General features: G+C 41.5%; 13 protein-coding genes and 1 pseudogene. 12 read left to right on the top strand and 2 right to left on the bottom strand.

Translation table 11 applies throughout. The features are described 5' to 3' along the window. The first annotated feature begins 664 nt into the window (after positions 1-664). Positions 665-2716, top strand: coding sequence for an ATP-dependent DNA helicase RecG (gene recG / locus O3793_RS05710; protein ID WP_371446228.1), 2052 nt, complete (start codon positions 665-667; stop codon positions 2714-2716). A gap of 36 nt (positions 2717-2752) precedes the next feature. Next, a complete protein-coding gene (gene plsX, locus O3793_RS05705; protein ID WP_371446227.1) occupies positions 2753-3760 on the top strand; it encodes a phosphate acyltransferase PlsX in 1008 nt (335 codons plus the stop codon). A gap of 43 nt (positions 3761-3803) precedes the next feature. On the opposite strand, the gene O3793_RS05700 is transcribed toward plsX, so the two are convergent. After that, entirely contained in the window at positions 3804-4103 is a 300-nt protein-coding gene (locus tag O3793_RS05700) for a DUF898 family protein (RefSeq protein ID WP_371446226.1), read from the bottom strand. A 149-nt stretch (positions 4104-4252) separates the two neighbouring features. Here O3793_RS05700 and O3793_RS05695 point away from each other — a divergent pair, with 149 nt between their 5' ends. The 9 genes from O3793_RS05695 (at position 4253) to O3793_RS05655 (ending at position 11907) form a co-directional block, all read left to right on the top strand. Further along, a complete protein-coding gene (locus tag O3793_RS05695; protein ID WP_371446225.1) occupies positions 4253-4747 on the top strand; it encodes an Lrp/AsnC family transcriptional regulator in 495 nt (164 codons plus the stop codon). Further along, positions 4744-5922 (top strand): pyridoxal phosphate-dependent aminotransferase, encoded by a 1179-nt coding sequence (locus tag O3793_RS05690; protein WP_371446224.1) that lies wholly within the window; start codon positions 4744-4746, stop codon positions 5920-5922. The genes O3793_RS05695 and O3793_RS05690 overlap by 4 nt, the downstream gene beginning before the upstream one ends. 141 nt (positions 5923-6063) lie before the next feature. Continuing rightward, positions 6064-6342, top strand: coding sequence for a hypothetical protein (locus O3793_RS05685; RefSeq protein ID WP_371446223.1), 279 nt, complete (start codon positions 6064-6066; stop codon positions 6340-6342). Between the two features lie 8 nt (positions 6343-6350). Then, a complete protein-coding gene (locus O3793_RS05680; protein WP_371446222.1) occupies positions 6351-6710 on the top strand; it encodes a YbaN family protein in 360 nt (119 codons plus the stop codon). A gap of 12 nt (positions 6711-6722) precedes the next feature. Next, complete coding sequence (locus tag O3793_RS05675) at positions 6723-6986, top strand: hypothetical protein (protein WP_371446221.1); 264 nt, start codon at positions 6723-6725, stop codon at positions 6984-6986. Positions 6987-7142: 156 nt separating this feature from the next. Further along, positions 7143-8561 (top strand): C69 family dipeptidase, encoded by a 1419-nt coding sequence (locus tag O3793_RS05670; RefSeq protein WP_371446220.1) that lies wholly within the window; start codon positions 7143-7145, stop codon positions 8559-8561. Between the two features lie 28 nt (positions 8562-8589). Beyond that, the gene (locus tag O3793_RS05665; RefSeq protein ID WP_371446219.1) at positions 8590-10038 is read left to right on the top strand and encodes an APC family permease; all 1449 of its coding nucleotides are present in this window, start codon (positions 8590-8592) and stop codon (positions 10036-10038) included. Positions 10039-10177: 139 nt separating this feature from the next. Further along, positions 10178-11194, top strand: a complete 1017-nt coding sequence (locus O3793_RS05660; RefSeq protein WP_371446218.1) for a glycosyltransferase family 2 protein — start codon at positions 10178-10180, stop codon at positions 11192-11194. Between the two features lie 197 nt (positions 11195-11391). Then, on the top strand, positions 11392-11907 hold the full coding sequence (locus O3793_RS05655) for an HdeD family acid-resistance protein (protein ID WP_371446217.1): 516 nt from the start codon (positions 11392-11394) through the stop codon (positions 11905-11907). A gap of 308 nt (positions 11908-12215) precedes the next feature. Here the strand turns inward: O3793_RS05655 and O3793_RS05650 are convergent. Continuing rightward, positions 12216-12350, bottom strand: a pseudogene (locus tag O3793_RS05650) (IS3 family transposase); the annotation flags it as partial. 651 nt (positions 12351-13001) lie between these two features. Here O3793_RS05650 and glf point away from each other — a divergent pair. Next, a complete protein-coding gene (glf, locus tag O3793_RS05645; protein WP_371446216.1) occupies positions 13002-14111 on the top strand; it encodes a UDP-galactopyranose mutase in 1110 nt (369 codons plus the stop codon). Positions 14112-14134: the final 23 nt, after the last annotated feature.

Raw genomic sequence — 14134 nt, 5'->3', positions numbered from 1 at the left:
AAGGAAGTGTAACTGGTTGGTTTTCGTGCTCACATCAGGGTGTTTTGCTTTGACAGAGAGTGCTTTCTTGTTTTCGCGTGCTTTTGAGTCTTCACTCGCCTCGGAAGGGAAAATAGCGCACTGAGTGGGTGCTCCTCAGTTTTTTTAGTGCGGAAAGGTTCAACGAGGGGAAACACTGCACTTTGTGGAATGAAGATTCAAACACCTTGCACTGTAACAGTCAAGGAGAGAGGAAGGAAAGTTGAAGGAGTGAAGATTCTTTAGGATTTCTCTCGATTGAGAAAGGGAAGGGCTGCACTTAGTGGAATGTACATCAAAACTCCCTGCACTGTAACGGTCAAGGAGAGACGAAGGATAATGAGGGAGGGAAGTGCTTTGAAATATTCCTGGGAAGACTTTCGGATTCTATATTCGCATGAATAGCGAGCGTACTCGATGCGAATTACTGATACTTGGAAAGAATTTCCTAGTATCAGTTTGAGGCTCGAGAGGAAAGGAGACAGTAGGCTCCTTCCGGTACAGCTATTCACGCGAATATGAAGATATCCGAAAGGATGAAAGGAATATTTAGCACAAATTTCTTAACTCCTCCCTCATTTTCCTTCCTCTTGACGATTAAAGAGAACATGAATTACACTTATTAAAGTAGAAAGGATGTGATTGGATGAATGAAGTCTTTCAAAGTGTGCAAGTCTTGCCAGGCGTTGGACCAAAACGATTAGAACCACTAGCCGAACTGGGCATCGAGACAGTCTATGACTTGTTAACGCATTTCCCGTTTCGTTATGAAGATATTCAAATTCGTGATGTAAATACCATCATGGACCAAGAGAAAGTCACGCTTAAAGGGCTTGTGGCGACACAACCGGTTGTGAGCTATTACGGCTTCAAGAAGAATCGATTGGCGTTTCGCATGGCGATTGACCAACAAGTCATCCAAGTTGCGTTCTTTAATCAGCCGTATTTAAAAGATAAAGTGGTTCAGGGCGAAGAGATTGCTATCTACGGAAAATGGGATGCAAAGCGAACGACTTTGATGGGGATGAAAATCTTATCGAACCGAAATGTGGAGGACGAAGAAGGCGACCAAGTCGAGGCGGTTTACCGCACGAATAAATCGTTGAAGCAGGCGACGATATTGAAACTCGTTCATACGGCGATGGATCGTTTTGAAGATAAAATTCCAGAAGTGTTGCCCAAATCTTTGACAGCGTCGCACCACTTGATGGGGCATAGAGACGCTGTACGGGCAATGCATTTTCCAAAAGATGAACTGGAAAGACAGAGTGCGCAATATCAGCTCGTTTACCAGGAACTCTTCTTATATCAACTGCGCTTGCAATGGATGCGTCAGAAGCGACATCAGCAAACAAAAGGGCAAGCGGTGCTGTATGATAATGCCCAGTTGAAGGCCTTTATTCAGACGTTGCCGTTTGAACTGACGGATGGGCAAAAGAAAGTCGTGAATGAGATTTGCTTTGACCTGCGTGCGCCTTATGAGATGAATCGTCTCTTGCAAGGGGATGTTGGGAGTGGGAAGACGATTGTGGCGACGATTGCCATGGTCGCAACGGCTCTAACAGGTAAGCAAGCGGCGCTCATGGTTCCTACAGAAATCTTGGCGGAACAACATATGCTGACGATTGAAAAATTGATTCAAGGAACACCGATGAAAGCAGTGTTGTTAACCGGAAGTATGAATCGTTCGCAGAAGAAGCGAAAAGAGTTACTCGCGCAAATTGAGAGTGGCGAGGCAAACCTCATTATCGGGACACATGCCTTATTCCAACAAGATGTGAACTTTAAAGACTTGGCCTTTGTCGTCATCGACGAGCAACATCGCTTCGGGGTGCAACAACGTCAGGCACTCGCTGGAAAAGGAGCAGGCGTGAACGTGCTTCAAATGACGGCAACACCGATTCCTCGTACGCTTGCGATTACGGCTTTTGGGGAAATGGATACGTCTATTTTGAGTGAAATTCCTCGTGGCCGTCAGCCCATAAAGACATCTTGGGTTCGCGAACAGGAAATGGAGCAAATTTTTAACTTCGTGGAACGTCAAATTCAAGAAGGGCGACAAGCGTATATGATTTCGCCACTGATTGAAGAGTCGGAACATCTCGATGTGCAAAACGCCGAAGAGATTTACCGCATGATTTCAGCGCATTTCTCAGACCGCGTGAAAGTGGGACTGTTACACGGGAAAATGCCGGCTGAAGAAAAAGAAGCGGTGATGGCGGACTTTAAAGCCAACAAGCTACAAGTGCTCGTCTCCACAACGGTGATTGAAGTTGGAGTGGACGTGCCGAATGCCACAGTGATGGTGATTTTAGATGCGGACCGCTTCGGATTAGCACAGCTGCACCAATTACGTGGACGTGTCGGTCGTGGACAACATGCCTCAAGCTGTATTTTAGTGGCGAGTCCAAAGACCGAAAACGGGAAAGAACGCATGCGCATTATGTGCGAGTCGACGGATGGATTTTATCTCAGTCAAAAAGACTTGGAGCTCCGTGGTTCTGGGGATGTATTTGGGATTAAACAGTCCGGTATTCCAGACTTTAAGATTGCCGATTTAATACGAGATTATGATATACTAGAACAAGCACGTAAAGATGCCATCCTTTATGCCTCGGAAGATCCAGCAGGAGAAAAAGCCGAGACAAAACGCATGAAGGCATTTATCGAACAAACAACGAAAGAAATCAATGGATAACTTCACGGCCACGTGGCTAGAAGAGGAGGAACAACAATGGTAAGAATTGCAATTGACGCGATGGGTGGAGATAATGCTCCAAAAGAAATCGTCCAAGGGGTCGTCCTTGCAGCAAAGGAAATGCCAACTGTCGAGTTTCAATTATACGGAGACGAAGCAAAAGTGAATGCATGCTTGGAGGAATCACTTCCAAATATTCGCGTGATTCACTGTTCAGAAAAAATCAACTCTGATGACGAACCAGTTAAAGCGATTCGTTCGAAGAAAGACGCTTCAATGGTCGTTGCGGCTAAAGCTGTGAAAGAAGGGGAAGCAGACGCGCTCTTCTCTTGCGGAAACACAGGGGCTCTTCTAACGGCTGGATTATTAGTGGTTGGCCGTATTAAAGGAATCGACCGACCAGGATTAATGCCAGTGTTGCCTGTTCTTGGAAAAGAAAACCGTCAATTTATTATAATGGACGTAGGCGCAAACGCGGAATGTAAACCGAAAAACGTTCATCAATTTGGTGTTCTTGGAAGTTATTATTCTAAATACGTTCTAGGTTACGAAAACCCAACAGTCGGCTTATTAAATAATGGAGCTGAAGAAGGAAAAGGGAACGAACTCGCAAAAGAAGTTTACGGACTTTTAAAAGAAGACGATAGCTTAAACTTCATCGGGAACGTGGAAGCTCGTGACATTTTAACAGGTGCTGCGGATGTGGTCGTGACAGACGGATTCACAGGAAACGCAGTCCTCAAGACAATCGAAGGAACAGCGCTTGCGATGATGGGACTTCTAAAAGAAGGTATAAAAGGGCAAGGCATCCAAGGAAAACTTGGTGCGCTCTTACTCAAGAATACGTTCTATGGATTAAAGAACACATTGGACTACTCACAATTCGGGGGTGCGGTGCTCTTTGGTCTTAAAGGAGCAGTCGTGAAATCACACGGTTCTTCAAAATCAGATAGCGTGTACCATGCGATGAAACAAATCGATACGATTGTATCAAGTGGCGTTATCAACGACTTAGTCGCTCACTTTGAACAAACAGCGGAATAAAAAATAATCCCTTGTGCAAAATGTGCACAAGGGATTATTTTTGTTACACCATATGTGTGTGGCTAACACGCCATTGTTCTAGACGTAGGCCTACCCAGAATGAATAGATTCCGAGTGTAATAATGATGAAGAAGAGCCATTTGAGCCATTGGCCCCATAATTGACCGGCAGTGCCATCAAAACGAAGTTGATTTCCATCAATGATGGTATGGTCTGCCATATAGCGATAGTAATAGCAGATAGCCCAAGGAACTAGAAGCCCAAATGAGAATGCTGAGACAACTCCAGCAAACATACTCACGGCAATGAGTTCTATTAATGAGCCAGTAAATTTACTTTCCATCGAAGATTCCTCCTTTTTTTAAAGTACGTCTAGTGTAGCATAGTTTATAAATTTCATAAAGTCGCAATAAATTCTTAGGAATTCTTGCGAAAAAAGGGTACAATAGATAAGTACATAAAGTTGCGGACGCGACTAAAGGAGGAAAGCCTATGTTCAAAGAAGTGAACGAGCAAATCTTAAAATTAATTGAGAAGAATAGTCGTTTAACACCAGAAGAAATTGCCTCTCTATTAGAAATCGACGTGGATGAAGTAGCACGTCGTATTAAAGAGATGGAAGAAGCCCAAATTATTTGTGGCTACCATACATTGATTAACTGGGAAAAAACTGATAACGTGAATGTTTCAGCGATTATCGAATTAAAAGTAAATCCTCAAAAAGGAAAAGGGTTCGACCGTATTGCGGAAAAAATCTATCATTTCCCAGAAGTGGAAGCTGTCTACTTAATGTCAGGCGGATATGATTTCATGGTGCAATTGAAAAAAGCACCAATGCGTGAAATTGCAAACTTCGTATCTTCTCGTCTTTCAGTCATTGAAGAAGTACAATCTACTAAAACACATGTTGTATTAAAACAATACAAAGATCACGGCACAATGTTTGTCGGTAAAGCAGATGATAAACGTCAGGTGGTTACTCCATGAATTTAGAAAATATGTTAAATAATAAAATTAAGGACTTGAAGCCTTCAGGGATTCGCCGATTCTTTGATATGGCGAGTGAGTACAAAGATATCGTTTCCCTAGGGGTTGGAGAGCCTGATTTTGATACGCCTTGGCATATTCGTCAAGAAGCGATTAAAGCGTTGCAAGAAGGCCGTACGTTCTATACAGCTAATGCAGGGTTAAAAGAGCTTCGTGAAGAAGTGTGTGTCTTTACAGAGGGCCGTCATGGGGTGAAATATGACCCAATGCACGAATGTGTCATCACTGTTGGGGGAAGTGAAGCCGTTGATATTTCAATGCGTGTTCTCTTGAACCCAGGGGATGAAGTGATTATTTGTGACCCAGGTTACGTGTCATACGTTCCAGCAGTTACAATGGCAGACGGGACTCCTGTCATTCTTCCGTTAAAAGAAGAAAACCAATTCCGTATCACACCAGAAGACCTTGAAGCGGTGATTACACCGAAGACAAAAGCGATTCTAATGAATTTCCCGAATAACCCAACTGGTGCGGTTATGGGACGTGAAGACTTAGAAGCGGTTTGTGACGTGTTAAAACGCCACGATATTATCGTTGTTTCTGACGAATTATATGGAGAATTAACATACACAGGAAAACCTCACGTATCTGTTGTCGAAATCGATGGTATGCGTGACCGTACAATTTTAATCGGAGGCTTCTCAAAAGCATTCGCGATGACTGGATGGAGACTTGGATATGCCTTAGCTCCAGCAGTAATCATGGAACAAATGTATAAAATTCACCAATTCGCGATTATGTCAGCTCCAACACTTAGCCAATATGCGGGTGTGGATGCGCTTCGTAATTCGGAGGAAGATATTGTAGAAATGCGCGATAGCTACAACCAACGTCGCCGTTACTTGGTAAAACGTTTCAAAGACTTAGGCATTCCTTGCTTTGAACCATTTGGAGCTTTCTACATCTTCCCAAACATCTCGCAATTCGGATTAACTTCTGAAGAATTTGCCATGCGTTTAGTAGAGGAAGAACGCTTAGCCGTTGTTCCAGGAACAGCCTTTGGAGACTCTGGTGAAGGGTTCCTACGTATCTCTTACGCTTACTCAATCGAGGACTTGAAGACAGCGTTAGATCGTATCGAACACTTCATTACGAAGTTAAGAAATGAAAAATAATTCAATCAAATAACTACGCTTCTTTTGGAATTGCAAGATTTCAAAAGAGGCGTTTTTTATTGATTAAAAATCGATTAAAATAAATTTACTAGTTTATAGGGTTGTGCTACACTATGCTTACTAAAAGAGAGGAGATAGTGCTTGAAAGAACGTTTTACCAAGTTTATTGATACGATTATCGCGCTTGATAAGGGTGACCATACATTAACCGATAAGCAATGGATGAAGAAACAAAGATGGCTCTTCGCCCTGAAGTTGTTTTGGGTGATTGTGCTTGTGGCGACCTTCCTTCTAGCCATTAATGTCTCCATCAGTTATTTTGTTTATTTCTTCTATTTTGTGAGTATACTCTTTATTCTTACAAAAGTATTAGAGTATTTTATTGATCGAAGAGTGGCGCAATTAGCCGAGGAGGAATAGGAAAAAGAATGAGAGTGGTGTATTTTATTATCGCGTGGATTTCGCTAGCGCTGGGGCTTATTGGAATTGTGCTCCCGGTACTTCCGACGACACCGTTTCTACTGCTAACAGTAGTATGTTTTTCAAAGAGTTCTACTCGTTTTGAAGAGTGGTTTCAACAGACAAAACTGTATCAACTATACGTCGCAGATTATCGTGAAACGAAGTCGATTGCGAGAAGTCGTAAGAAGAAAATTATTATTTATATCTATATTTTAATGGCCATTTCCATTTACCTGGCTCCGATTTTGGCGGTGAAAATTGGACTTGGCGCGCTGACGATTTTTATTACTTACTATCTATTTTGGGTAATTCCGGATAAAAAATAAGGAGTGTTTCAGATGGTTGAGAAGTTTAAGGAGAAGTTTAAAGCGTTAATAGAAGATTATAAAGTGACAAGAAATGAAAACGAAGACTTTGTCTGGTGGTATGTGCAACGGGTGATGCCATATAATTTCCGCTATGTGATTGCAGTAGTGCTAGTTTTATGCATTGCGGCTATTTATTTTAATATTAAATACGCGCTCACAACGGTGCTCATTTTATGGATCATTGCAGTTGTAATTACCATCGCAGAAAAAGTTTATCGAAAACGAAAACACTAATAGGAGAACCAAGAGAATCTAGCTTGTGCTGGGTTCTTTTTTTTACCTATCCTTAGGAAGAAATTTCAGAGAAAAAATAGCGCTGAGACCTTTGAGAAATAGCGCGAATAGGACTATAATTTAGATGTAGAAATAAAGTTAATGGAGGTAATTTTTATGAGATTTGACCAAGAACATGATTCATGTACAACTATTCTTGTTGGGAAGAAGGCCAGCTACGATGGATCAACGCTAGTAGCGCGTACAGAAGATTCATGTAATGGAGAGTTTACTCCAAAAAAATTTATTGTCGTACGTCCAGAGGATCAACCACGTCATTATAAAGCAGTGATTTCAGGTTTTGAAACAGACTTACCAGACAATCCTGTTCGCTATACGGCCATGCCAAATGCCATCAATAACGAAGGGATTTGGGGTGCTGCGGGAATTAATGCCTATAATGTAGCATTAAGTGCGACTGAAACCATTTCAACAAACCCGCGTGTATTAGGAGCCGACCCACTGGTGGAAACAGGGATTGGGGAAGAAGATATCTTCACATTGGTATTGCCTTATATTAAAACAGCACGCGAAGGGGTAGAGCGTCTTGGACACTTCCTTGAAACAGCTGGAACGTATGAATCAAACGGGATTGCAATTTCCGATGTGAATGAAATCTGGTGGTTAGAATCGATTGGTGGACATCACTGGATGGCACGCCGTGTACCTGATGATGCGTATGTGGTAAATCCAAATCAACTCGGCAGCGACTTCTTTGATTTTGAAGACAAAGAAAACTTTATGTGCGACCCTGATTTGAAAGATTTTATGATTCGTCACCACTTGAACTTAAACTTTGACGGTGAATCGTTCAATCCACGGTATGCATTCGGTTCCCAACGCGACAAAGACCGCTTATATAACACACCTCGTGCTTGGGATATCCAACGCATGTTCAATCCGGAAGTGGAACAATCTCCAACGAGCTTTGAAATTCCATGGGCACGCGTTCCGTACCGCAAGATTACAGTCGAAGATGTGAAAGAATCGATGAGTACGCATTATCAATTTACACCATATGATCCTTATGGAAACTTAGGTGATGGTAAGAGCAATCGTCGTTTCCGTACAGTAGGGATTAATCGTACGAGTCAAACGGCTATCCTACAAATTCGTCCAAATCGTCCGCATGATACAACAGGAATTCAGTGGGTATCGTATGGTTCAATGCCATTTACAACGGCTGTTCCATTCTTTACACAAGTGGACACAACGCCTGCATATTTTGCAAACACCACTGCGAAGGTTTCAACGGATTCCTTCTACTGGTCAAGCCGCTTAATTGCAGGGCTTGCAGATGCGCATTACTTAGAACATCAAGCAGACATTGAAAGTTATCAAAAGAACACATTATCTCGTGGGGAAGCCATGATTGCACAAGTCGATGCGAAACTTGAAAAAGGGGAAGCGGTCGATTTCGAAACGGAAAACCAACAAATGAGTGATTTCATCGAAGAAAAGACAGCTGCATTGCTCGATAAGGTATTGCTTCGTGCAAGTAATTTGATGGTCAACCATTATTCAGTGAGTGACTAATCAGCGATTCGGTTTAGGAGGTTAAAAAATGGAAGAAAAAAATGAAAAGCAACTGAGTTGGCTGATGATATCCCTGATTGCATTTAACTTTGTGTGGGGACTGGGGAATGTTGTGAACAATTTCGCCCAACAAGGGATTGTCGTTATTACATCTTGGCTCATTATTTTAGTAATTTACTTTATCCCATATTCATTAATGATTGGACAACTCGGTTCGACGTTTGAAGATAGTGAAGGGGGAGTCAGTGATTGGATTAAACATACATCCACGAAGAAACTCGCGTATTTTGCCGCATGGACATTTTGGGTGGTTCAGATTCCTTATTTAGCGCAAAAACCACAGACGATTCTGATTGCACTCGGATGGGTATTCCAAGGGCACTCAGGAATTATCGATGAACTGCCGATTCCGCTACTGGTAACAGTCTGTTTAGCCTTTTTCTTAGCCGTTCTGTATGTTTCGACAAAAGGAATTCGCGCGTTGAAATTCTTAGGAACGATTGCAGGAACTGCCATGTTTGTGATGTCGATTTTGTTCATCCTATTAGCAGTTGGGGTTCCACTCATTAAACCAGATTTACAACTAGCAACAGCGAATATGGATAAGATTGAAACGTATATTCCTAAGTTTGATTTTTCGTACTTCACAACGATTGCGCTTCTTGTCTTCTCGGTCGGAGGAGCAGAGTGTATGTCACCGTATGTGCATAAAATCAAGAATCCAGCCAAAGAATTTCCAAAAGGGATGATTGCGATGGCTGTGATGGTGGGAATCTGTGCCGTCTTTGGATCGTTTGCGATGGGGATGATTTTTGATAGCAACAATATTCCACAAGACTTGATGCGAAATGGTGCTTATCAAGCATTTGCCGTACTTGGAAAACACTGGAATTTAGGGAATGTGCTTGTAACGATTTACGCATTAACGCAATTTATCGGGCAAACAGCGACACTTGCGCTTTCGATTGATGCGCCACTTCAAATCTTCCTCGGTAGTGCCGATGAAGAATATGTTCCTCGCTGGCTTCGTGCACGTACAAAGAACGGTACGTTGAGAAATGGATACTTGCTTACAGGTATCTTGACAGGGGCACTAATTGTCATGCCGGCCCTAGGACTTAAAGAAATCGATACGGTTGTGGTTTGGATGACAAACTTGAATGCCATCGTTTCTCCAATGTGCTTCTTGTGGGTATTTGTCGCCTTTATGTTCTTGTATCGTCATTGGGATAAATTTAAAGGCGCCGAATATAAATACATTAGCAATAAGACACTTGGTTTCTTAATGGGACTTTGGGGATTTGCCTTCACGGCGTTTGCATGTATTCTCGGAATGGTGCCACAAATAGATTATGCGCAAAACCCATCTGAATGGTGGTTTGTCTTAATTTCAAATATCATTATGCCATTTGCGCTTCTTGGACTCGGACTCGTCCTTCCATGGATTGCACGAAGAGAACAAAAACAACAAGCATAAAAAAGCAACAGTAAAAAAGCCTTCTTCCATGCGAAGAGGGCTTTTTTCATAAGAGGATTAAGGGAGTCAAACTGACAAAATGACCGAAAAAATGGTATAGTAAATAAGATAAGTTTACTAGAAACGAGAGGTATCCCCCATGAAATTAATAACCATTGCAGTCCCATGCTACAACTCTCAAGAATATATGCATTATTGTCTTCAAACGCTCCTTGCTGGTGGCGAAGAGGTTGAAATTTTAATTATTAATGATGGGTCTAAAGACAACACTGCTCGCATTGCTGACCAATATGCCGCAGCTTATCCAACGATTATCCGTGCCATCCATCAAGAAAATAAAGGTCATGGTGGAGCCGTGAATACGGGGATGGCGAACGCAACAGGCAAGTACTTCAAAGTCGTCGATAGTGATGACTGGGTGGATGTGCGTGCATACTTAAAAATCCTAGAACAATTACAACGCTTCGAAGAAACCGGCGAAGAAGTTGACGTATTCATTACGAACTTCGTCTATGAAAAAGAAGGCGCGAAAACGAAAAAAATCATGCGCTATACTTCCGCATTTCCTGAAAATCAAGTGTTCACTTGGGATGATGCCAAGTCGCTTCGTCGTGGAAAATACATGATGATGCACTCACTCATTTACAATATGAACTTACTTCGTAAATCAGGATTGCAGTTGCCAGAGCATACGTTTTACGTGGATAATTTATTTGTCTTTGTACCGCTACAATATAGCAAGTCTTTATACTATATGAACGTGGATTTCTACCGCTACTTTATCGGTCGTGAAGATCAATCCGTGAACGAGAAAGTCATGATTAGCCGTATCGACCAACAAATTCGCGTGAATGAACTATTGATGGCGAATTACCATAGCGATAGGCAATTTCCAACCGTCTTGAAGAACTACTTAATAAACCACTTAGAGATTACAACGGTGATTTCTTGTGCGTTACTCAATAAGGGTGGCCAAGTAGAGCATCAAGAGAAGAAGGAAGCCTTACTTGCTGATTTAAAAGAAGCGAATCCAGAAGTTTTCCAACTCATTAGCAAAAATGTGGTCAGTAAAATTGCGATGTCCAAAAATAAACCGGGACAAGTTCTGTCAAACGGAATTTACACCGTCACACAACGATTCTTTGGATTTAACTAAATAGAGTTTCGAACTACCAGGCATGAAGTGCACCCTAAAAGTTAGATTTTCTGTCTACCTTACATAAGCCGGTGGATATTTATTGCAAATCAGACTGAAAGTTCCAAATTCTCTATTTATTTTATTGATATTTTCTATAAAAATAGGTAAAATAGTTTTATTATCAAAATATACTATACTATATAGGGGGTATTGAAATGAAATTTTCTAATCGTTTACTGCTATTCCTTGCAGGAGTTGTTTTTGTCTTTTTAGGACTTTTGCTATTTACAAACCCAGTAGCTAATCTTGTTGCTTACAGCTGGTGGATTTCATTTGGTTTACTGGTTTCTTCTATAGCAGCTATTTTAGGCTATTTCTCTGCACCAAAAGAGCTTCGCTCACCTGTTTATCTTTTCCAAGGATTTGTTAGTCTTCTCTTAGCTCTTTACCTCGTTGCTTATGGCTTTGTGACCCTGCCGGTCGTCATTCCGACCATTGTAGGAATTTGGTTAATTGTAGAAGCCATTATTGCTTTCTTTAAAGGCAATCGTCTAAGATTGATTTTCCCTATTATTGGTAGCAATATCATGTGGGTAGCCTTGCTTGAATTTTTACTAGGTCTAGTGATTCTGTTCAATCCAGTGGCTACAGGTGTCTTTGTCGTTTATGTCATTGCCTTTTCATTTTTAGTTACTGGCTTCACCTACATTATTGAGGCCTTTCGTAAATAGTCTAGTTGCTATTTCTATCGCATTCAAAAAAGCTGGGAAATCATATTCTCAGCTTTTTCGTCTCTTTAATTATCACTTTTTCGCATTCCATTCTGCGTAGAATTGCTCCAAGTATTCTTCCAAAAAGTGATGGCATAGTGCTCTAGCATTCGATAAGTTGCAATAATAACCGGTCGAGAACGGGGCATCGACTCAATCATACCGAAAATAAAAGAGCGAATGTTATCTGCAAAAAGAAAGCTTAGATTCTTTGCGATTTCAACAAAAAAAGCACTGTTTGTTCTGACCACAAAAGTTAAACAAATAATTTAAGTGAAGGATTTAGTTCTGTATTGCACAGGACTAAGTCCTTTTAGTTTTACCTTAATTCGTTTGTTGTTGTAGTAATCAATGTAGTCAACAATAGCTTGTTCCAATTGGTTAAGTGCCTTAAATGTTTTCTCATCTATGTCAGTCATCATGATGACCAAATTCACGCGCGCTATCCTTTCTTGCTCTACATCATTGCTCTTGCGACATTCATCAATATCATTACAGCGATATCTAATATCATTCGTATCCGGAAATTTCATTCTCCAGAGCTCAAATCTAGTAAAAATATCAGTTTTGCTTCCTCTCTCTTTTCTATCTTTTTCTTGCAAACCATGATGATGAAAGAGTATGGAAGTGCCGATATTCCTCAAAAAATTGCTTTTATGAATATCACTTTGGGAAGTGTCGTTTTCTGCGTACTCGTCATTATTGGCGCCTATATGATTGTAAAATCAAGAAAAGCAAAGCGAAATTTATAAAGTGTGAAAAGGAGTGAAAACTTTCTTTTTTCTAATTAAAATAGCGGAACAATTAGAATTGGAAGATCCGTTTACAGGAAAATATAAATAGGTGCTCGTCGCAGGCCACACGAGCGCCTTGAGGCGTCGCTCTGAGATCAGAGCTATGCCCGAAATTGAAAAGCCACCCGCTAAGCCACTGGATATTTATTATGGGAGAAATTATCATATATGATAATTTCGCAAAGTGTGCTTCATCGATTTGGTTCGCCTTGAGGGTCCATGGTATAATGAATAAGATAAAATAAGAAATGGGGAAACCACATGAAACCATTTGATTACATCGTTGTGGGGGCTGGATTATTCGGTGCGACCTTTGCGCATGAAGCAGCGACACGCGGTTATAAAGTAAAAGTGATTGAGAAAAGAAATCATATTGCGGGGAATATTTATACAAAAGAAGTGGAAGGCATTCAAGTGCACGAATACGGTGCGCATATTTTCCACACGAGCGACAAGAAGATTTGGGATTACGTGCATCAGTTTGCGACATTTAATCGCTATACGAATACACCCGTTGCCAACTTCAACGGAGAAATCTACAACTTGCCCTTTAACATGAATACTTTTAATAAATTATGGGGTGTGGTGACGCCACAAGAAGCCGAAGCAAAAATCGCTGAGCAGCGTGCGGTTCTTGGGGACAAAGAGCCTGAAAACTTAGAAGAGCAGGCGATTTCTCTTGTTGGGGAAGATATTTACTATAAGCTCATCAAAGGCTATACGGAGAAACAATGGGGACGTTCTGCTACAGAATTACCAGCGTTTATCATCCGCCGCTTGCCGGTTCGTTATACTTACGACAATAACTACTTTAATGATACGTACCAAGGGATTCCGATTGGCGGCTATACGAAATTGATTGAAGCCATGCTGGATCATGAGAATATCGAAGTCGAGTTGAATGTCGATTTCTTCGCGAAAAAAGACGAGTACTTGAATAGTGGTGCCAAAATCGTCTTCACGGGAATGATTGATGAGTTCTTCGATTATGAACTTGGAACGCTGGAATACCGTTCGCTCCGTTTTGAAACAGAAGTCGTGGACGTGGAGAACTACCAAGGGAACGCGGTAGTGAACTATACAGACCGCGAAACGCCATACACTCGTATCATCGAGCACAAGCATTTCGAGTTTGGCACACAGCCAAAAACGGTGATTACGCGTGAGTATCCAGCCGATTGGAAAGTGGGCGACGAGCCTTATTATCCAGTGAATAATAAAGTCAACAACGACTTGTACGCGCAGTATAAGAAATTAGCGCAGACGGTTCCGCAAGTGATTTTCGGAGGACGCCTTGGACAGTATCGTTATTACGATATGCATCAAGTCATCGCCGCAGCACTAGAAACTGTCGATAAAGAATTCCGTTAAACGCAAGAACACCATATTTGGTC

It is taken from the genome of Granulicatella sp. 20925_1_28, from assembly GCF_041433575.1.
In the GTDB taxonomy this organism is placed as follows: Bacteria; Bacillota; Bacilli; order Lactobacillales; family Aerococcaceae; genus Granulicatella.
Note: the sequence above shows the minus strand (reverse complement) of the source record. Positions and strands in the feature narration are given on the sequence as shown.